The sequence below is a fragment of the Brevibacillus fluminis genome (genome assembly GCF_052072235.1).
Lineage (GTDB): Bacteria > Bacillota > Bacilli > Brevibacillales > Brevibacillaceae > Brevibacillus_D > Brevibacillus_D fluminis_A.
The window spans coordinates 1,945,302-1,964,822 of the sequence record NZ_CM125436.1 but is presented as its reverse complement, the minus strand read 5'-3'; the positions used below and the strand labels follow the sequence as shown (position 1 = coordinate 1,964,822).

Below are 19,521 nucleotides of genomic sequence, written 5' to 3'. Positions count from 1 at the left end.
CAGCTCTGCACGATTTTTTTTGGCAGTAAAAACGTTTTCAACGAATGCGATTTTTCTGGTATTGTAAAAAATAGAAGGAATCGCCATTGACCTTCCCCCAAGGGCAATGATGTACGCTACGGTTGTAGCCGAAGAAAGGAGGCGTGCGATGTTAACCATCGGCCAAATCGCGAGAATCTTTGGAATCTCGACCAAAACGCTGCGGCACTATGACGCCATTGGCCTGTTTTCACCGACGCATATCGGCAGTGAGAACCAGTACCGGTATTACGCACCGGAACAGCTAGCCATCCTGCGCAATATTCTCATGCTGCGACAGCTCGGCCTCGGGCTTGAGGTGATCAGCGGCCTCGTCCAAAGCAACGCTTTTGATGATCCGGCCCTGATCTCACGCATCCTGCAGGAGCATGCCGAGCGCATCCGGATGGAAATCGAGCAGAAGCAAACCATATTGCGAGCAGTCGAGATGATGAACCATCAAATTGAGAAATGGGGAACGATGATGCTGGAGCCAAAAGTAGTGGTTTTACCCGAAATAACGATCGTCGGAATGGAATATCGCAGTACAAATACGGAAGACAGCATCCCAGCGATGTGGCAGCGGTTCATTCCGCGCGAGCACGAAATCCGGCATAAAGTGAATCCGGACGTGTCCTACGGCGTTTGTGACGGCAAAACCGATGGGCTGCTGATTTATGTGGCCGGCTATGAAGTCTCCCAAGCGGTGGACATCCCGGATGGCATGCGGGCGATCACGATCCCGTCGCAAAAATATGCGGTCTTTACGCACACGGGCCCAACCACGCAAATTGCCGCCACCTTCCAAAACATTTATGCCAAATGGCTGAAGGAGTACAAGCTCGAGCCGGTCGAAGGCTATGATTTCGAACGGTATGATCAGCGCTTTCTCGGGCCTATGCACGAGCAATCGCAGCTGGACTTGTATATTCCCGTCCGTTAAATGAAAAAACCATCTCGCAAGTGCCGGCTGTGCGGCCCAAGAGATGGTTTTTTCATGGTCTGGGGGTGTGGCCGTTTTCGCTGTGTGAATCGCAGCCTCATGATTCAACAATCAACGTGGTCGGTCCATGGTTGATCAGCTGCACGTCCATCATTGCCCCGAAGCGGCCCGTCTCCACGACGAGGCCGCGCTCGCGCAGCTTGCGATTGAACAAGTCGTAGAGCGGTTCCGCCTGCTCGGGACGCGCCGCCTCGATAAAGCTGGGACGACGGCCTTTGCGGCAGTCGCCGTACAAGGTAAACTGTGAAATCGAGAGAATTTGTCCGCCCGTGTCCAATACGGACCGGTTCATTTTCCCTTCCTCGTCTTCAAAAATCCGCAGATTGGCCACCTTTTCGGCCACATACTCCACATCTTTCTCGGTATCTGTATGCGTGATGCCGACCAACAAAACCAGGCCGTGCTCAATCTGCCCGACGATTGCCTGATCGACTGTTACGCTCGCTTGTTTGGAACGCTGCACAACAACGCGCATCTTCTTCTCTCCTGTCTGCTTCCATCCTTTTTTCAGATGCCGAATACATCCGTTTTCGCGCATGAAAGAAAAGCAGTGACCCGCACGTAAACCGGGCCGCTGCTTTGGGTGTATTCCGTCTATGTGTTCAAAATCCGGCGCACCGAGTAAATGTCTTTGATTCGCTTAATGCGCTCCACAACCTTGTGCAAATGCTCCACATTGTTGATCGAGATCGTCATGTGAATGGTGGCGACCCGGTTTTTGTCTGCCTTGCCGCTAACGGCGGAGATGTTGGTCTTGGTTTCGCTCACAACCTGCAGCACGTCGTTGAGCAGACCGTGGCGGTCATGGCCGGTGATCTCGATATCCACGCTGTAGTTGTGGGTCAAAATCTGATCCCACTCGACGGCAATCAACCGCTCCTCGTTATTTTCCGCCAACACGTTTGGACAGTTCAGACGGTGTACAGAGACGCCGCGCCCGCGCGTGACAAACCCGATGATCTCATCCCCCGGCACCGGCGTACAGCAGCGCGACAGGCGCACCAGCAAGTTTTCCACGCCTTTCACCTTGACGCCCGATTCGCTGCGCGCCTGCTTTTGCGGAGCAGCCGACTTGAACTCTGGAATCGCCTGCTGCTCTTCCCGCTCTTTGCGCAGCTTATCGGTCAGGCGCGTCACGACTTGCGCGGCGGTCAAGCCGCCATAGCCGACTGCGGAGAACATATCCTCATGCGCGCTGAAGTTGAACTTGTCCGAGGCTTCCTTCAGGTTTTCTTCCGTCATGACCTCTTTGACATCGAACCCGCGCGCCTTGATCTCCATCTCGACCATCTGCTGCCCTTTGGCAACGTTTTCTTCGCGGCGCTCTTTCTTGAACCACTGCTTGATCTTCGCTCTGGCCTGCGCCGATTTGGCGATCTTCAACCAGTCCTGGCTCGGCCCGTACGAATGCTTCGAGGTGAGAATCTCTACGATATCACCCGTTGCAAGCGTGTAATCAAGCGGCACGATCTTGCCGTTGACTTTGGCCCCGATCGTCCGGTTTCCGACCGCAGAGTGAATCCGGTAGGCAAAGTCAAGCGGAACGGAACCTTTCGGCAGCTCGACGACGTCTCCTTTTGGCGTAAAGACGAACACCATGTCGGAGAACAAATCTTGCTTGAGCGATTCCATGAATTCCTGCGCGCTCGGCGATTCCTCCTGGCGCCCCTGGATGATTTCCCGCAGATTGCCGATTTTCTCCTCGAACGAGTCCTTGACGACGCTTTTGCCTTCCTTGTATGCCCAGTGCGCGGCAATCCCCATCTCGGCCGTCCTGTGCATGTCCCATGTGCGAATCTGCACCTCAAGCGGCTCCCCTTTTGGGCCGATTACGGTCGTATGCAGCGACTGGTACATGTTGGCCTTCGGCATCGCGATGTAATCTTTGAAACGCCCTGGCATCGGCTTCCACAGCGTATGGACGATCCCGAGGACGGCATAACAGTCGCGAATATCCTGCACGATCACACGCAGCGCAAGCAGGTCATAAATCTCATAAAACTGCTTGTTCTGGGTCGTCATCTTCTTGTAAATGCTGTATATATGCTTCGGCCGGCCTGAAATCTCGGCCTCGATATGCAGTTCTTTCAGCTTTTCCTGAATGTTGGCGGACGCTTCTTTCAAATAGTCCTCTCGCTCCGCGCGTTTCTTTTGCATCAGATTGACGATGCGGTAATACTGCTGCGGATTGAGATAGCGCAGCGCCGTGTCTTCCAGCTCCCATTTGACCGAGGCAATCCCCAAACGATGGGCCAACGGAACATAAATCTCCAGCGTCTCGTCGGAGATTTCCCGCTGCTTGATTTCCGACATGTGCTTCAATGTGCGCATGTTGTGCAGACGGTCAGCCAGCTTGATCAAAATCACGCGAATGTCCTGGGCCATGGCCACAAGCATTTTCCGATGGTTTTCCGCAAGCTGTTCTTCTTTGGACTTGTACTTGATCTTTTCCAACTTGGTCACGCCGTCTACAAGCAAAGCGACTTCGTTGCCGAACTCAGCCCTGAGCATATCCAGCGTAATGTCCGTATCTTCCACTACATCGTGCAGGAAGCCTGCCGCCACTGTAACTGCATCCAGCTGCAGATTGGCCAAAATCCCGGCAACTGCAATCGGATGCATGATGTAAGGAACGCCAGATTTGCGAATTTGGCCTTCATGAGCCTTGTTCGCCATCTCATAAGCGCGCTTAATCATTTCCACGTCAGCTTCGGTTAAATAGGCACTCGCCTTCTTAATCACTTCTTCTACGCCGCTTATCATAGGTCCCTTCCCTTGTACGCAACCTGTTCATGTATGGTGAATCCTCCGGACAAGCCGAAAGAAAAGAATGTAGGTGTTTCATATTATTATCTGGTAAGTCGGGTTGCTTGTAAAGGTGTAGTTCGATGAAAACGAAAAAACGGGCATTTGCCCGTCTTTTGTAAGCGAAAGATTAATATTGCACCAAGGATTTTACTGGAATGTCGCCCAGGTGATTGCGTCCATCCAGGTAGGACAGTTCAATCAAGAATGTGGCGCCGACCACGATGCCGCCCAGCTGCTCAATCAGCTTGATCGTCGTCGCGATGGTTCCGCCGGTCGCGAGCAAGTCGTCTGCGATCAGCACGCGCGTGCCTGGTGTGATCGCGTCCACGTGCATCGCCAACGCGTCCTTGCCGTATTCGAGGCTGTAGTCAGCCTTGATCGATTCATACGGCAGCTTGCCCGATTTACGCACCGGCACAAACCCGATGCCCATTTCTACTGCAAGCGGCGCGCCGACCACGAAGCCGCGCGCTTCCGGGCCCGCGATGACATCGGCTTGCAGCGTGTCCGCAAAGCTTTTCAGCTCCATAATCGCCGCTTTGTACGCAGGGCCATCCTTCAACAGCGTGGTGATGTCTTTGAAACGGATGCCTGGCTGCGGAAAATCGGGAATAACGCGAATATAATCTTTAAAATTCATCGATTTCATGTCCTCCTAAGACGGCGTCGTCGCCATCCATGTCGTAAGATAGTGAGTCAGTGATTCGTGCGAGGAAAGCAACAATTCTGTCGCCATTTCGGCTTCCTCTTGCCATGATTGAAAATAAGTGGAACGATCCAGCGCTGACTTTGCCGGCTGCGGGTTCAGCACGTAGTCGGTTTCCGTCTCGGTGATGAAGGACAGCTCCAAAAACACAGCCAGCATTCGTTTCAGGATGTCAGGCTTGAGCTGCTGCCGTTTCGCCAACGCATCAAGATGGATCTTTTTGATGGCGGGATATTGTCTCATGAATTGGTACAGTTGTTTGAATTGCTCTTGCCGCGGAAACTGGATTTGGTCGAGACCGTGCTCCGGGTCGCCAAACATGCAGTAGATCCGTTCAAGCTGCGGGCTTGCGGCAAGCAGGCTGGACAGCGCTGCGCGTCTTCTCGGCATGTCGTAGAGGATGAGCCAGCGGCACTCCTGCGGCACACGCTCGTGCCCCTCGCCGCGCCAATGCAGATAGCTCGCCCGCCCCGCTTCCCCTTCCGCATCCTTGCGCATCAGTTCATCAAGGCCGGGGATGCTCTCTTCATGAAAAACAACGGTCAGCGCCTGCTTCTCGCGCGCAAGCTGGCGCCATTTCGCCCGTTTCTCCCGGCTGCCGCGCCAGTCGAACACTTGCAGATGCGGAATCGATGCGTCGCGGATGATGACTTGCGGCTTGCGCCTGCCGTTCCACTCGTTGACCGACAGCTCGCCGACCACGGCAAGTTTTGCCTTCGGCGTCACCTGGTCGCCCAAATGCGCCAGCTTGAATCCGATCGCGTCCAGGTTTTTGCCCCCGTTCGCCAAAGTGCACTTCAAATGGTTTTCATCGCGCCCGATTTTGCGGATGTCTGTCGCCGCTACCTCGTCGATGAGCAAAATCGGCGTTGTGTTGCCCATGCCAAACGGTGCAAGCGCCTCCAATTGCTCTGCCAAATCCAGACCGATCTCGTCGATGGTCGTCGCCAGATCGACTTTGGTGATCGGGACGTAATCCTCGGGCTTCAAGCACTCGTTCGCCACCTGTTTGAGACGCTCGCGCAGCAAATCGACGTTTTCGATCGGCAGGGTCATCCCCGCCGCCATGACATGGCCGCCGTAATGCGGCAGCAAATCTTTGCAGGCCGTCAGCGCTTCATACATATCAAACCCGACGATGCTGCGGGCCGAGCCTTTGGCAATGCCTTTTTCGCGGTCGATGCCAAGCACGATGGTCGGGCGGTAGAACGTTTCCACCAACCGCGAGGCAACGATGCCGACTACGCCTACGTTCCAGCCTTCTTGCGCCACGACGAGCACCGGATTGGTCTCGGGCGGAAACTCGCGCTCCACCATGGCGATCGCTTCTTCCGCCATTTGGGCGACCAGCTCCTGACGCTCCTGGTTCAGTTGGTCGAGTTCCTGCGCGTACCGGTCGGCTTCAGCCGGATCGGTCGCCGTCAACAGTTTTACAGCTGCCTCTGCGGTTTCCAATCGTCCGGACGCGTTAATCCGGGGCCCGATCGCGAAGCCGACATGACCTGCCGACAGCTCCGTTTCCTCCAAGCCGCACACACGAATCAGCGACTTCAGCCCGATGTTGCGCGTCGCATGTAAACGGCGCAAGCCCAATGCGGCAAAAATCCGGTTCTCATCCACCAGCGGGACCAGGTCGGCAATCGTGCCAATGGCCGCCAGATCAATGAGATGCATCGGCGGTTTTTCCAGCAAAGCATGCGCCAGCTTAAACGCGACGCCCACTCCTGCGAGCATGTCGAACGGATAGGTGCAGCCTGGCTTTTTGGGATTGATTACGGCATACGCATCGGGAATGACAGCAGGCGGTTCATGGTGGTCCGTTACAATGATGTCCATCCCAAGCTGCTGTCCGTGCTCGACCTGCTCCACAGCGCTTATGCCCGTATCGACTGTGATGACGAGCTTCACACCGGACTGCGCCAAATGGGTCAGCGCTTCATTGTTTAGGCCGTAGCCTTCTTTAAAGCGATTCGGTATATAGTAATCAAAGTTCGCCCCCAGCTCGCGCATGAGATGCACCATCAAGCTGGTAGAGCTTACCCCGTCGGCATCATAGTCGCCATAAATGCAGATGGCTTCCCCTCTTTCGATTGCCTGCCGAATGCGGAGCACGGCTTTCTCCATGCCATCGAGCAAATAAGGGGAATGAAACTGTTCTTCGCTAACATGCAAAAAGGCTTTTGCCCGCTCCGGCGTATCGAGTCCGCGAATCGCCAGCAATCTCGCCAGCAGCGGAGAGATTCCACAGGCTTGCGCAAGCTCGCTCGTGATCGCTTCATCATAGCTGGCCACTTGCCAGCGCGTCCTCGCTTTTAGCATAGGCCCCCCTCCAATCCCAGTTAATTATATGCGAAAACGGGGCGGGAGCCAAGCCTTTGCCGACGATCGACTGTACGCTTGCAAAACGGAACTGTATGTACGTTATTCCGACTTCTGTTCGTGCCCTTTTTCGGTCGGATCAAACGGATTGATGTGGACGAACACATCGCGCACTTCTTTGAACCGGGTGAGCAAATCATGCTTCACCTGCTTGCCGATCCGGTGCCCTTCCTCCACGGTGATATGCGGATTCACGCTGATTTTCACATCGACGATCTGATAATGGCCATGCTCCCGTGCGCGCAGCTCATCGACGCGGAGCACGCCTTCTACCGAGCGGATCGAGTCGCGCAGCGGAGCTGTCTGTTCCTCATGCAAGACATGGTCGAGCGTGCTGTGGATCGACTCCATCAAAATATCGTACGCCATCTTCAAGACGAGCAAGGATACGAATATGCCTGCCACCGGGTCGAGATACAGCATCCAGCCTACATGCCATTTCGCGCCGAATATGGCGCCGCCGATGCCAATCAGCGCGGCGAATGAAGAATAGACGTCCGAGCGGTGCTCCCATGCGTTGGCGATCAGCGACTGGCTGTTTAATTTTTTGCCCAGATTGTATTTGTAGCGGAACATGGCTTCCTTGACGATCATCGAGCCGATCGCCGCCCATACCGCCAGCATGTCGGGCGCCTGCAACGGCTTGAACAGCGATTCGATCGAACCGTACCCGATTTCAAAACCGACCAGCATCAGCAGGACGGAGACGATGATGGAAGCGACAGATTCCGCTTTCCCGTGTCCGTAAGGGTGGTCCTTGTCTGGCGGTCGTTCGGCGGCGCGAAGCCCGATGAGCACAGCGACAGACCCGACGACATCCGAGGCGGAATGGGCAGCGTCGGCGATCAACGCACGCGAATTGGCCGCGTAGCCGATCACCCACTTGATGGCGGTCAACAAAATGTTGCCGATAATTCCCACCCAGGCGCCAAACTGGGCTTTTGCCAAACGATCGTCCATGAATGTACTCCCCTTTCTCCCAGATAGTTTATCACGATGGAGCGATTTCCTTTCCTCGTTTGCAAAAATCTTCGCGAAGCCGCAAGCGTCACAAAACGAAAAACCCGCAGGTGATGTCCACCTGCGGGAGAATGTCTTACCCTTCGTTCGGGGTCGGAGCAAATTTTTTGCGGGCCATTTCGCGTTTTTTCAACGTTACCCACACTTGTGCAGCGATAAAGATGGAAGAATAGGTACCGCTCACCAGACCGAAAATAAGGGCAAGTGAGAAATTGCGGATTCCTTCGCCACCCAAAAGCGCAATCGCCAGCGCTGTGAAGAATACCGTCGCAACGGTAAAGACCGAGCGGCGCATCGTTTGCCAGAGGCTCACGTTGACCAGATGCTCAAGGTCTTCCGGCGTTTTTGCTTTCATCGTACGCAAGTTTTCGCGGATCCGGTCAAAGATAACGATGGTATCGTTGATCGAGTAACCGACGATCGTCAAAATCGCCGCGATGAACGTCAGATCCACTTCCAGACGGAAAACGGAGAACAGCGCGATCGGAATGAACGCATCGTGCAAAAGCGAGATGATGCAGGCGATCCCGAACAGGAACTGGAAGCGGAACGCAATGTAGATCACGATCCCGACAGAGGCGATCGCGAGTGCCACCCCTGCTTTCCACGCCAGCTCTTTCGCGATGGACGGGTCTACGGACGACTCTTGCTTCGTTACCTGGTTGCCGTATTTCGCTTTCATCGCCGTTTCAATGTCCTCCAGCTGCTTGGACGGTACTTTTTGGTCAAAGCGAGTGGTTGCCGACTGATTCTTGTCACCGAACTTGGTCACGATGGATGCGTGATAGCCCGGTGCTTTTTCTTCGATGATCTTGTGAACATCTTCTGTGTTGAAATCTTTGCCGATAAACAGATCGAGTCGTGTCCCCGCTTTGAAGTCTACCCCCAAATTGAGGCCGAACACCATCATGATGATAAGCCCGACGACCAGGATCACCCCGGACAAGGCGTAAAATTTGCGTCTGTTTTTAACAATGTCAAACTTGATGACATCTTCATGATCCAGCTTCTTAGAGCTCACCGATGTCACTCTCCTTTACTCCGTACCAGAACGGTTTCTTAAACATGTTGGCGCGAATGACCATCCAGAGCAAAAGGCGCGAGAAGAACACATTGGTGATGATGCTGACGATGATCGTCATAATCAGGATGATCGCGAAGCCTTGAATGGAGCTTGTCCCGAAATACATCAGAACTGCAGCCGCGATCATGGTTGTCACGTGTCCGTCGATAATCGTGATGAACGAACGGCGTTGTCCAGCACGGAAAGCCGAAAGGATGGTTTTCCCCGAACGAATCTCTTCCTGAATCCGCTCAAAGGTGATGATATTCGCGTCGACCGCCATCCCGACCGACAAAATGAAGCCCGCGATCCCTGGCAGGGTCAGCGTCGCATTCATCCAGTCGAGGACCAGCATACAAAAATACGTGAAGCCTGCGAGCGCAATGTTCGCGATCATACCAGGCATGCGGTACACGACGAGCATAAACACAACGATCAGCGCCGCGCCGATGTAACCGGCATAAATCGTTTTTTGCAGCGCCATCGCACCAAGGCTTGCTCCTACAGACGTTACCTGCATTTCCGTCAGCTTGGCAGGAAGGGCACCGGAGTTCAAAATATCAGCCAGCTGCTGCGCCGATTCAACGGTGTAATTCCCGGTAATCTGCGCGCTTCCGCCAGTGATCACCGATTGAATGGTCGGGTCAGTCAGCATATTTTCATCCAGATAGATGGCAACTTTCTTTTTCAGGTTGACTCTTGTCACTTCTGCAAACTTTTCTGGATTCGCGAATTTCAACGTAACCAGCGGGCGTTTCAGATCGTCAAACCCGACTCCTGCGCCGTTGGCAGCCAAATCGCTTCCGTTCAGCACGGTTTTGCCCGATTCATCGCGGAACGTCAGCACAGCCGGTTTCCCGATGATGCTGCGCAATTCTTCCTGGCTCGCTTTGGCTGAAGCAATTTTCACGCGAATCCGGTCCGGCAGCTCGATCGTGACATCCGGTTCGGCGACGCCCCCGATGTTTACGCGCTTCTCTACCATTTTTGCGGTTGCCTTGAGCAAATCGGTATTGACCGCTTTGCCCTCGAGCGGCTCAACTTTGTACAGGATCTCAAATCCGCCCTGCAAGTCCAAGCCCAATTTGATATTGCTTGCCACATTCCCCGTCGTCGTTCCGACCAAGGTAGCCAATAATCCGACCACGACGAGGAAGAGCAGAAATCTGCTCCATTTAATCATCTCTCTAATATGCCCCTTTCCCTCACAGCTCTCGCTGGTTCACAATCCCGATAATTCCGTAACCAACATGCCCATTATAGCCAAGCAGAAAAATCGGTGTCAAATCGAGTCCGGATTTTTGTACATGGCGATCATCACATAGTTCATATATTTGGTTATTTTCAAGGAGAGAATATCGTTTACCAACTGGTGCATCGCCGGGATTTGCTTGTATTGTCCCGCTACACATTTCCAAATATCCTGCGGCCCAATATTTTCATAACCCAATAAGGAAAATTCCTCTGCTTTGCTCCTGCACAGGTCTCGCAGCTCTTCATAGAGGTCACCAAACGGAAGTTCCATGCCCATCGCTATCCTCTCTCCTCTCAAATTAGTCATGCCAAGCCCGGCACGTCCATATCCTTACAGTAAGAACAAGTGGAAAAGCCACTACTCAATACAGAAAGGACCTTTGTATGCGACAATCGTTCTTTTATGGCGCGGTGATCTTAATCGCCGCAGGTGCAGTTACCAGAATTCTCGGCTTTGCCAATCGCATCGTCCTCTCCCGCATCATCGGGGCGGAGGGCATGGGATTGTATCAGATGGTTGTGCCGCTTCTCTATTTTATGATTACCCTCACCACCTTTGGATTGCCGGTCGCAATCGCCAAGCAAGTGGCCGAATCGGAAGCAGCGGGCGATTCCAACAAATCGCGCCGGTACTTGCTCCTGTCGCTCGCGGCCACGATCACCTTTAGCGTTGCCATCACCCTGATCCTGTTTTTTACGGCCAACTGGGTGACAAGTTTCATGTTTGCAGACAAACGTGCCTATCTCGTCTTGCTTGCGGCACTCCCTGTCGTCACCATCGCGAGCGTGTCCGCCGTATTGCGCGGCTATTTCCAAGGGAAGCAAAACATGGTGCCGACAGCCGTTTCCCAGCTGGTCGAGCAGGTCATTCGCCTTCTTTTCGTCGGCGTCATCACGATCGCTTTCCTTGGAAAAGGCGTGGAATATGCCGCAGCGGGCGCCGTGTTATCGATTTTGTTTGGCGAAGGTGCCGGTCTTCTCTACATGCTGTGGCAGACAAAGCGCGCAACCGTCCACACGACCGAAAAGCTGTTGAAAACGCCGCTTTTTGCTTCATTGTCACAAAATAGAGAACGATTCAACGAGCTTTTTCACGTTTCGCTGCCCGTCACAATGAGCCGGTTGGTCGGATCGATCGCGTACGTGCTGGAGCCGATGCTGGTCCCGTTTGCCTTGATCTTCTCCGGTGCGACGACGGCCCAGGCGACCGGGTTATATGGACAATTTGCCGGCATGGCGGTGCCGTTGCTGCTGTTTCCGACGTTTTTGACCTACTCCCTGTCCATTTCTCTCATGCCGGCGGTCGCAGAAGCGGCCTACCAGAAAAAAGCACAGCTCGTCCATCGGCGCATTTACCAGGCGATGCGCATCTCGCTTGTGATCGGCGCGCCGTTCACCGTCCTGCTGTATGTATTTGCCGAACCGCTCTGCACGCTGCTGTACGGTCATCCGGATGTCGGCGTCTTGCTGCGCCAAATGGCTCCGTTCTCCGTATTCCTGTTCTTTCAGGCCCCGCTCGCCTCAGCATTGCAAGGACTCGACCATGCCAATGTCGTGTTCCGCAACACCTTGATCGGGGCGGTAGTCAAAACGGCCGCCATGGTGCTTCTGACCATGCAGCCCTCGTTTGGCATTCACGGAACGGTCATTTCGCTCAACCTTTCGATTACGCTCGTGACCATGCTCCATTTTGCCAGCTTGATGAAAGGGATCGGCTTCACCATCCAGGTGACGGAATTCCTGAAAATTGGCGCATCGATGGTCGCGATGGGCTACGCCAGCTCCTATATAGCGACGCACTGGCTGCCCCATCTTGCGCTTGCGAAAACGTTGTTGATCGCAAGCGTTTGCGGAACGACGCTGTATGTCGGACTGCTGGTAGCCATGCGCATCCTCGGCAAACAGGATGTCAAACGAATCCCGTGGATCGGCGATCAGCTGGCCGTCTTTTTCCCCCGTCGCTAACTTTTTGGACGGGGGCCATCTTTTTTATCGATGAACAAGATGCCGCGATTGTCGATGCTGCAAAAAGAGACTTGCTTCACGTCCTTGATCCCGTGCTTGCGCAGCTCCTGTTTCAGCCAAAACGTATTTTTGCCGACTTTTCGGAGCGCTTCCTGCCTGACTTTCCCATCCATGACCAACGGGATTGGCAAGCCGCTGAAGGAAACGCCCGTCGTTTGGGGCTGCGTCGAAGGTCCGCGAATATCCCCTTTCGTCAACGGTTCCTTGTCCCGTTTTGGAAAAACGCTCATCTGACCCGTCGGCTCCAGCAGGGCAAACTCGACGTCTGCCAGGTTTTTGATATTTTTCTGGCGCAAATGCACCATCAAGTCATCCAAATTCATCCGGTTGCGCCGCATCGCGTCCTCGCGAATCTCGCCGTTCTCGATGATCATGTCAGCAGAACCATCGACGACATCCCGGAATTTTTTGCTTTTCAGCGAAAGCATGGCGGCACCCACTTCCAACAGCGCGATCAACAGCATCGGCAGCAAGAAATGCATCGCCGGCTTGTCCACATTTTCAATCCCGAGCGAAGCCAGTTCTGCGAGAATGATGGAAATGACGACATCAAAAACGGACAGCTTGCCCAATTCCCGCTTGCCCATCACCCGCAGGAGCACCAATATAAAAAAGTAGGTGAAAAGGGTACGCATCAAAATCGTGATCAATTCCACTTTCGACTCACGCCTCCCCCCGAAAAAGAATCGAGTTTAGTCTTGTCGAAAGCGCCTCAAGCTATGCGTTTCCTTTTCCCCTACTGTTTTTTCGCGAGAGACTGCGAACCTGCTTCCTCTGCTAGATCCATTTTCTTTTCTTGAAAATATAGAGCATCGCAAGCGTCATGACCAGCATCACGACAACCGCGATGATCAGCATGATCGGCTCCGCCTTTTCCCCCATCCAGGCAAACGTGTTCATCCCGAATAGTCCGGTAACAAACGTGAGCGGCAGGATGATCGTCGAAATGATCGTCAGGACGCGCATGATCTCGGTCGTTTTCGCACTGATGATCGTGTAATACGTATCCAGGGCGCTGTTTACGAGGTCGCGGAACGTCTCGGCCGACTCCGATATTCGCTCCAGGTGGTCCGTCAAATCCGTGTAAAAGGGGATATTGTCTTCATTTATATCAAACGAATATTTTCCATTCACATTGGCGAATATTCGCTTCTGCGGCATGATGACCCTTCGGATCAGAATGATCGTCCGTTTCAAAGCCAGGAATTCCTCGGTGATCTCCTCCATCTGGTGCTCATAAATCTCGTCTTCCAGCTCATCGATACGTACGCTGATCCGGTCCATAATCGGAAACACCTCATCTGTGATGCCGTCCACAATCGCATACAGCAGATAGTCCGGTCCCCGGTTTAAAAACGCATTGCTGCGATGGCAGGCAGCCGCAATCCGCCCGATTGTATTCATCGGCGACTTGTGGATGGTGACCAGGTAATTCGGGCCCAAAAAGACATTCAGCTCAGCCGTCGTAATCTCATTGTCGCTTTCTTCATTATAGCGCAGGCCGTGGAATACGAAAAAATAATAATCCTCGTAATTGTCCACTTTCGCACGCGGGCTCACATGCAGACAGTCTTCAATCGCCAGCGGGTGGAAGTCGAATATTTTGGCGATATATTGCAGCTCATTGTTTCCCACATCGTACAGATCGATCCACAGCAAATCTTCCGGAGCGCGAAGAAAGCTGTCCTTTTGCGTCAGATCGACATCGTGGTGCATCTTCTTTTCCGAATGATTATAAAAGTACGTTTTGATCATTTCGTTCACCCCCGTCTGGTTCCTCATCCATCATACGAAAAATCTTTCTATTGTTCAATCCGAGAATGAATACCTAGGCCCAGCCTCTCATAAGATGGTACAAACCCAATGGGAGACAAGGAGGGATTCCCACGTGCGCAGTACATCCACCTCTGTCATGACCGGGCTGATCTTCACGTTTGCTCTGGTCTTAACCGGTTCGCTACTCACGGCTGTGCTGTTGTCGTTTACCAATCTGCGCGAAAGCTCGCTTCCCTACTTTACGTATGTCATCAACGTGCTCGGGCTGTTGGTCGGCGGCTTCATCACCGGACGCAAATGCGGAGGAAGAGGCTGGTATTATGGAGGCATCACCGGACTGTTTTACTTCCTGTTCGTCATCTTGATCGGCTATCTCGGCCTCGATACACCGCTTTCGCTGAAAACGCTGTTTTACTTGATCGGCGCATTCGTACTCGCCGCGATCGGCGGCATGTTCGGCGTCAACACCAGCTCGAACAGAAGGTAGCAAAAAAAAAGGCAGACGAGCCGCACGCTCATCTGCCTTTTTTGCTTCGCGTTTATTCTCTTTCCGCCAAAAAATCGCCCCTGCACTCTGACAGCAGGGGCTGGTTCACTGACGATTATTTGCTTTCTTCCTTGGCCGCCTCTGTCGCTTGCGCAGGTGCGCTTTCCGTTGCAGTAGAAGCGGAGGAAACAGCATTCACTGCGCCGCGGTCAAACGTGACATTCACGTTGTGCGCGATGCGCAACGTCACGGATTGATCGTTGATTTCCTGGATCGTGCCGTGCATGCCGCCGATCGTTACCACTTTGTCGCCTTTTTTCAGCGATGCCAGCATCATATTGCGCGTTTTGTTGCGTTTTTGCTGAGGACGAATCAGCAAAAAGTAGAAGATCGCGAACATGATGATGATTGGTAAAAACTGTTGAATCCCTTGCATGAAAATTCCTCCTCGGTCATTTTACGAAAATGAAGGTTTAAAAGGATCTATTCTCGCCCAATCCGTATTGAGCAAAAAACTGGTCGCGGAAATCGCCCAGCCGATCTTCTGCAATTGCTTGTCTGACTCGCTCCATCAGCTTGATGAGGAAGTACAGATTGTGGTACGTGGTCAAACGGATGCCAAACGTCTCCTCCGCCTTGATCAGATGGCGCAAGTATGCGCGCGAATAGTTGCGGCATGTGTAGCAGTCGCACTCCGGATCAAGCGGGCCGAAATCGCGGGCGAATTTGGCGTTGCGGATGACCAGACGCCCCTGGCTTGTCATGCATGTCCCGTTGCGGGCAATGCGTGTCGGCAGCACGCAGTCAAACATGTCGATTCCGCGAATCGCGCCTTCCACAAGCGCATCCGGGGAACCTACCCCCATCAAATAGCGTGGTTTGTTGCCAGGAAGCAGCGGAACCGTGCTCTCCAGCACCTCATACATCAGCGGGAACGGCTCCCCGACGCTCAGGCCGCCGACCGCGTAGCCCGGGAAATCGAGCGAAACGAGGTCGCGCGCGCTTTGCGCACGCAAATCGTGATACATGCCGCCCTGCACGATGCCGAACAGCGCCTGGTCCGCTTTGCGCCCATGCGCGGTGAGGCAGCGTTCCGCCCAGCGGGTTGTCCGCTCCATCGACTGTTTCACATAATCATAATCAGCCGGGTACGGCGCGCATTCATCAAAAGCCATGATGATGTCGGCGCCGAGCGCGTTTTGAATGTTCATCGCTTCTTCCGGCCCGATGAACAGCGACTCGCCGTTCAGGTGCGAACGGAAGGAAACGCCTTCCTCGGTAATTTTGCGGAGCTTGCTCAAGCTGAACACCTGGAAGCCGCCGCTGTCGGTCAAAATGGCGCCAGGCCAGTTCATGAATTTGTGCAAGCCGCCCGCTTCCCGGACGATCTCGTGTCCCGGACGCAAAAACAAGTGGTATGTATTGCTCAGCAGGATGCCTGCTCCCATTTCGCTGATCTCTTCCGGACTCATCGTTTTTACGGTTGCCTGTGTGCCGACCGGCATGAAAACCGGTGTATCTATCGTTCCATGAGGCGTATGCAGCTTGCCCAGACGCGCTCCCGTTTGCTTGCAAGTTTTAATCAATTCGTACCGTACCGCCACGTTTTGCAACTCCTTGAAGTACCAAATTCTTCGTTAGAAATATAACCCAATTCTTATCTATTATAGTGGTTTGCGAACAGAAGTACAAGGGAAATGCTACGGGTTAATCAGCATCGCGTCGCCAAAGCTGAAGAACCGGTATTCTTGCTCGACCGCTTCGCGATACGCGTTCAAGATCGTTTCCCGCCCGGCAAGCGCGCTGATCAGCATGACCAGGGTCGATTTCGGCAAATGGAAATTGGTGATCATGCCATCGATGATGCTGAACTGATAGCCTGGGTAGATGAAGATGTCCGTCCAGCCCGATTCGGCCGCCAGCTTGCCGCCGTGTGCTTTTCCGACTGTCTCCAGCGTCCGGCACGATGTCGTCCCGACTGCGATCACGCGTCGCCCCTCGCTTTTCGCGGCATTGACGATCCGTGCCGTTTCCTCCGGAATTTCATAGTATTCGGCATGCATCACGTGCTCCTCGACCGTATCGGCACTCACCGGCCGGAACGTGCCCAGACCTACGTGAAGCGTGATGTAGGCGAGCTGGACGCCTTTTTGCTCCAGCCGCTGCAAGTAGTCTTTCGTAAAATGCAGGCCAGCCGTTGGGGCTGCCGCCGATCCCAGCTCCCGCGAGTATACGGTCTGGTAGCGCTCCCGATCTTCGAGTTGCTCATGAATATACGGCGGCAGCGGCATGGAGCCGAGACGATCGAGCAGCTCATAGAAAATTCCTTCATAGGAGAAGCGGATGATCCGCCCGCCCGTTTCTGTCGATGATTCGCATACGGCCCGAAGCAGTCCGTCGCCAAAGCTGATCTCCGTTCCCGGCTTCACCCGCTTGCCTGGTTTGACGAGCGTTTCCCAGCGGTCATCCCCCAATGATTTCAAGAGCAGTACCTCGATGTTTGCGCCGGTATCCGTCTTCACGCCGATCAATCGCGCCGGCAACACGCGGCTGTCGTTTAAAACCAGCACATCGCCTTCGCGCAAGTAATCGATCAGGTCGGTGAATTTGCGATGCTCAACCGCTCCGGTCTGTTTGTGCAAAACAAGCAGCCGCGACGCGCTGCGGTCCGCCAGCGGGTGCTGGGCAATCAAGCGCTCTGGCAAATCAAAGTCAAATTGCGTTACGTCCATGTTGATGCTCCCATCTGTCATTTATGTCGTGAACGGCTTGCGTTACTCGCCGATCGTAATATCGTTGTAGTAATACTCGAGAATTTGTCTGTAATCCAGCCCTTGCTCCGCCATTGCTTTCGCTCCGTATTGGGAAACGCCAAGGCCATGGCCGAACCCGTTCCCGCGGAACAGGAATTTTTTCGTTTTGGATAAGACACTCCACTCGCTAGAACCAGTATAGACAACAAAATCATCGCTGAATCCGTTCGCAGGCATTGTTCCGTATCCGCTGCCGCTGATCGCATACAGCTGGCCCGATCCTTTTGCCTGGCTCACCCGCCCGTTCGCGCCGACCATGGTGAAGCCACCCAGCTCCTCCACCGTAAACCGCGTGCTGCGCAGCGAGCTGTCACCCTGCTTGAATATGGAGCGGTGCGCGTCCGGTGACGAAACTGTAAGCTCGCGTCCGTCCGCTTCCATCGCGATTACGCGTCCGGACGGCCCTCTTTCGGATACGGTGAGCGTGCTGATCGGGGAGGAAAAGCTGCCTGCCTTGCTGTTGTTGATCATCGTGGTCACTTCTTGCGCCGTATACGGGCCGCGCGTCCATGAATAGGCGTTTTCCTCGGGTTCTTCGCTGATGATCGTGACCGCTGTCCCGATCGATAGCGTTTGCAGCACTTTGTTGTAGGTCGCGCTCGGTCCGTTGCGGAAGTTCAGGTTATCCGTATTGACGATCCCCGTCTGCAAACCGAGCGAATTGGTCCCGCTGATCGTGACATAATCGGAACGAATATAGCCAATGGTCCCGTCCGCAAGCTCGACACGGTACCACATGATTGCCGTCGCCTGCGGAGCTGCATCCTCACTCTCTACGACGTGTGTGTACGGAACCGGATTGCCCCACACTTCCGTGCCGTCCGCCGTAATGCCGCCAGCATTGGAATAGTAGAGGGCTTCGACCAGCTTGCCGTTGTAACGAATGACCTCGCCTTCCGTCTGGTCCACCGCCCTGCGAATATCGGCCGCTTCCTTCGTATAGCCATAGTACGCCTGCTCGTTCACCGTATCGGAAACGTCCGCAACCTTGTACTTGTTCGGCTGGCTCATCGCCTTCGTCCGCGCCAGCACCGCCTGCGCCTTCAACGCTTCGAGCGGCCAGCCGGTGGCCATCTCGGAGCCAACAACGCCGTACAAATACTCCTCCACCGGCAATTGGTTGACCACCGTCAAATAGCCGTTGTACCTGGACAGCTCAAAGTGGCCGCGATATTTCCGCTTGTCCCGCTCCAAAACGCCGATGAGCGGTGTGCCGCCGCCTTTGTCAGGCTCTACGACGAGCGTAGACTGCGGTGCGAACGCGTACTGATAGATGGTCGAGCCGCCGGACAGCTCGCGGTTTACCAGCACATAGCTTTGCGCGGTTGCCGTCCGGTAGGAAATCGTCGGCAGCACCGCTGAAGCGGTTACGCTCAGCTTTGCCAATGAATCCTTGTTTACTTCACTCCCGACCCATACGCCGTAGCCCGCTTTGTTCTTTCCTGTCGGCACCAGAACCACGTGCGCCGGTACTCCCGCTGATTCAAACACGGCCTCGATCTGGGCCGCTTCTTTCAGGCTGCCGTATTGTCCGGCATCCAAATGGTACGGTCCCGTTATTTTGGGGGCTACGCCGAGCGCCTTCGCTTTTTGCGCATGCGTCTGGGCAGCCTGATAGCTTTCAAATGATCCGCTAACGACGCGGTAGAATGGCTGCGCATCGTTCCCTTCCACCTGAATGGACGCATCGAGTTTCTTTTGCGCCGCGAGGGTGGCGATCCGCTGCGCTTCGCTCTTGCTCGGCGTTTCGATGAGCGTCACCTGCAGCTGGTCGACCTTGAACCGCGCTGCATTCCCCGGCATGTCAGGCAAGGAAACATCCCCCGACTCGGATTGCAGCTCCATCGCAAGCCCGCTGTCACTCGACAGCGTGACGGCCGGTACGACGCCGCGATAGCCGACTCCTGCATCGATAAATAAAGCGACGCGGATTTCATCGGCTTTTGCCGCAACTCCGGTTGTGCCGCAAGGAATCGCCAGGGAAAGTGCGCTTGCCAACAAAGCGGCCTTCCCGATCCATTTGTTCCGCATGTGCTTCTTCCTTTCTGTCGTGTCATTGTTGCGAAAAGCGCAAGTTTACCAAGAATCTCCTCCTCTTTTTTCGACATCGTTCCCCATTCTCCTGCCCACGGCGCGGTTGCGCAGATGCCGCTTGCGTCGTGAAACACA

Annotated in this window: 17 protein-coding genes; 3 read left to right on the top strand and 14 right to left on the bottom strand. The window is 54.3% G+C overall.

The window, feature by feature from the left end; genetic code table 11:
• Positions 1-148 precede the first annotated feature (148 nt).
• Entirely contained in the window at positions 149-961 is an 813-nt protein-coding gene (locus ACTID9_RS09765; protein WP_441071033.1) for a MerR family transcriptional regulator, read from the top strand.
• Between the two features lie 97 nt (positions 962-1,058).
• Here the strand turns inward: ACTID9_RS09765 and dtd are convergent, their stop codons facing one another.
• From dtd to ACTID9_RS09725, 8 genes are all read right to left on the bottom strand, one after another.
• Complete coding sequence (gene dtd / locus ACTID9_RS09760; RefSeq protein ID WP_441071031.1) at positions 1,059-1,496, bottom strand: D-aminoacyl-tRNA deacylase; 438 nt, start codon at positions 1,494-1,496, stop codon at positions 1,059-1,061.
• Between the two features lie 119 nt (positions 1,497-1,615).
• The gene (locus ACTID9_RS09755) at positions 1,616-3,784 is read right to left on the bottom strand and encodes a RelA/SpoT family protein (protein WP_441071030.1); all 2,169 of its coding nucleotides are present in this window, start codon (positions 3,782-3,784) and stop codon (positions 1,616-1,618) included.
• A gap of 172 nt (positions 3,785-3,956) precedes the next feature.
• Positions 3,957-4,469 (bottom strand): adenine phosphoribosyltransferase, encoded by a 513-nt coding sequence (locus ACTID9_RS09750; protein WP_441071028.1) that lies wholly within the window; start codon positions 4,467-4,469, stop codon positions 3,957-3,959.
• Between the two features lie 15 nt (positions 4,470-4,484).
• Positions 4,485-6,854 (bottom strand): single-stranded-DNA-specific exonuclease RecJ, encoded by a 2,370-nt coding sequence (gene recJ, locus ACTID9_RS09745; RefSeq protein ID WP_441071027.1) that lies wholly within the window; start codon positions 6,852-6,854, stop codon positions 4,485-4,487.
• A gap of 102 nt (positions 6,855-6,956) precedes the next feature.
• Positions 6,957-7,874, bottom strand: a complete 918-nt coding sequence (locus tag ACTID9_RS09740) for a cation diffusion facilitator family transporter (RefSeq protein WP_441071025.1) — start codon at positions 7,872-7,874, stop codon at positions 6,957-6,959.
• Between the two features lie 136 nt (positions 7,875-8,010).
• A complete protein-coding gene (secF, locus tag ACTID9_RS09735; RefSeq protein ID WP_441071023.1) occupies positions 8,011-8,955 on the bottom strand; it encodes a protein translocase subunit SecF in 945 nt (314 codons plus the stop codon).
• Entirely contained in the window at positions 8,945-10,180 is a 1,236-nt protein-coding gene (gene secD, locus ACTID9_RS09730; RefSeq protein ID WP_441071021.1) for a protein translocase subunit SecD, read from the bottom strand. Before secD ends, secF begins: the two co-directional genes overlap by 11 nt.
• A gap of 99 nt (positions 10,181-10,279) precedes the next feature.
• Positions 10,280-10,522, bottom strand: a complete 243-nt coding sequence (locus ACTID9_RS09725) for a post-transcriptional regulator (protein WP_441072528.1) — start codon at positions 10,520-10,522, stop codon at positions 10,280-10,282.
• A gap of 113 nt (positions 10,523-10,635) precedes the next feature.
• Between ACTID9_RS09725 and spoVB the strand changes: the two genes are divergently transcribed.
• Positions 10,636-12,216: a stage V sporulation protein B gene (spoVB, locus tag ACTID9_RS09720; RefSeq protein ID WP_441071020.1), complete on the top strand. Its 1,581-nt coding sequence runs from the start codon at positions 10,636-10,638 to the stop codon at positions 12,214-12,216.
• On the opposite strand, the gene ACTID9_RS09715 is transcribed toward spoVB, so the two are convergent.
• The gene (locus ACTID9_RS09715; RefSeq protein WP_441072526.1) at positions 12,213-12,911 is read right to left on the bottom strand and encodes a YetF domain-containing protein; all 699 of its coding nucleotides are present in this window, start codon (positions 12,909-12,911) and stop codon (positions 12,213-12,215) included. The genes spoVB and ACTID9_RS09715 overlap by 4 nt on opposite strands.
• 142 nt (positions 12,912-13,053) lie before the next feature.
• Complete coding sequence (gene corA, locus ACTID9_RS09710) at positions 13,054-14,031, bottom strand: magnesium/cobalt transporter CorA (RefSeq protein WP_441071018.1); 978 nt, start codon at positions 14,029-14,031, stop codon at positions 13,054-13,056.
• 133 nt (positions 14,032-14,164) lie between these two features.
• Here corA and ACTID9_RS09705 point away from each other — a divergent pair, with 133 nt between their 5' ends.
• A complete protein-coding gene (locus ACTID9_RS09705) occupies positions 14,165-14,539 on the top strand; it encodes a TIGR04086 family membrane protein (protein ID WP_441071016.1) in 375 nt (124 codons plus the stop codon).
• Between the two features lie 115 nt (positions 14,540-14,654).
• Here the strand turns inward: ACTID9_RS09705 and yajC are convergent, their stop codons facing one another.
• The 4 genes from yajC to ACTID9_RS09685 form a co-directional block, all read right to left on the bottom strand.
• Positions 14,655-14,975: a preprotein translocase subunit YajC gene (gene yajC, locus ACTID9_RS09700; RefSeq protein ID WP_441071014.1), complete on the bottom strand. Its 321-nt coding sequence runs from the start codon at positions 14,973-14,975 to the stop codon at positions 14,655-14,657.
• 37 nt (positions 14,976-15,012) lie between these two features.
• Positions 15,013-16,143 carry a tRNA guanosine(34) transglycosylase Tgt gene (gene tgt / locus ACTID9_RS09695; protein WP_441071012.1) on the bottom strand — a complete coding sequence of 377 codons (1,131 nt, stop codon included), beginning with the start codon at positions 16,141-16,143 and terminating at the stop codon, positions 15,013-15,015.
• Positions 16,144-16,239: 96 nt separating this feature from the next.
• A complete protein-coding gene (gene queA, locus ACTID9_RS09690; protein WP_441071010.1) occupies positions 16,240-17,271 on the bottom strand; it encodes a tRNA preQ1(34) S-adenosylmethionine ribosyltransferase-isomerase QueA in 1,032 nt (343 codons plus the stop codon).
• 42 nt (positions 17,272-17,313) lie between these two features.
• Positions 17,314-19,383, bottom strand: a complete 2,070-nt coding sequence (locus ACTID9_RS09685; RefSeq protein WP_441071009.1) for a SpoIID/LytB domain-containing protein — start codon at positions 19,381-19,383, stop codon at positions 17,314-17,316.
• Positions 19,384-19,521 lie beyond the last annotated feature (138 nt).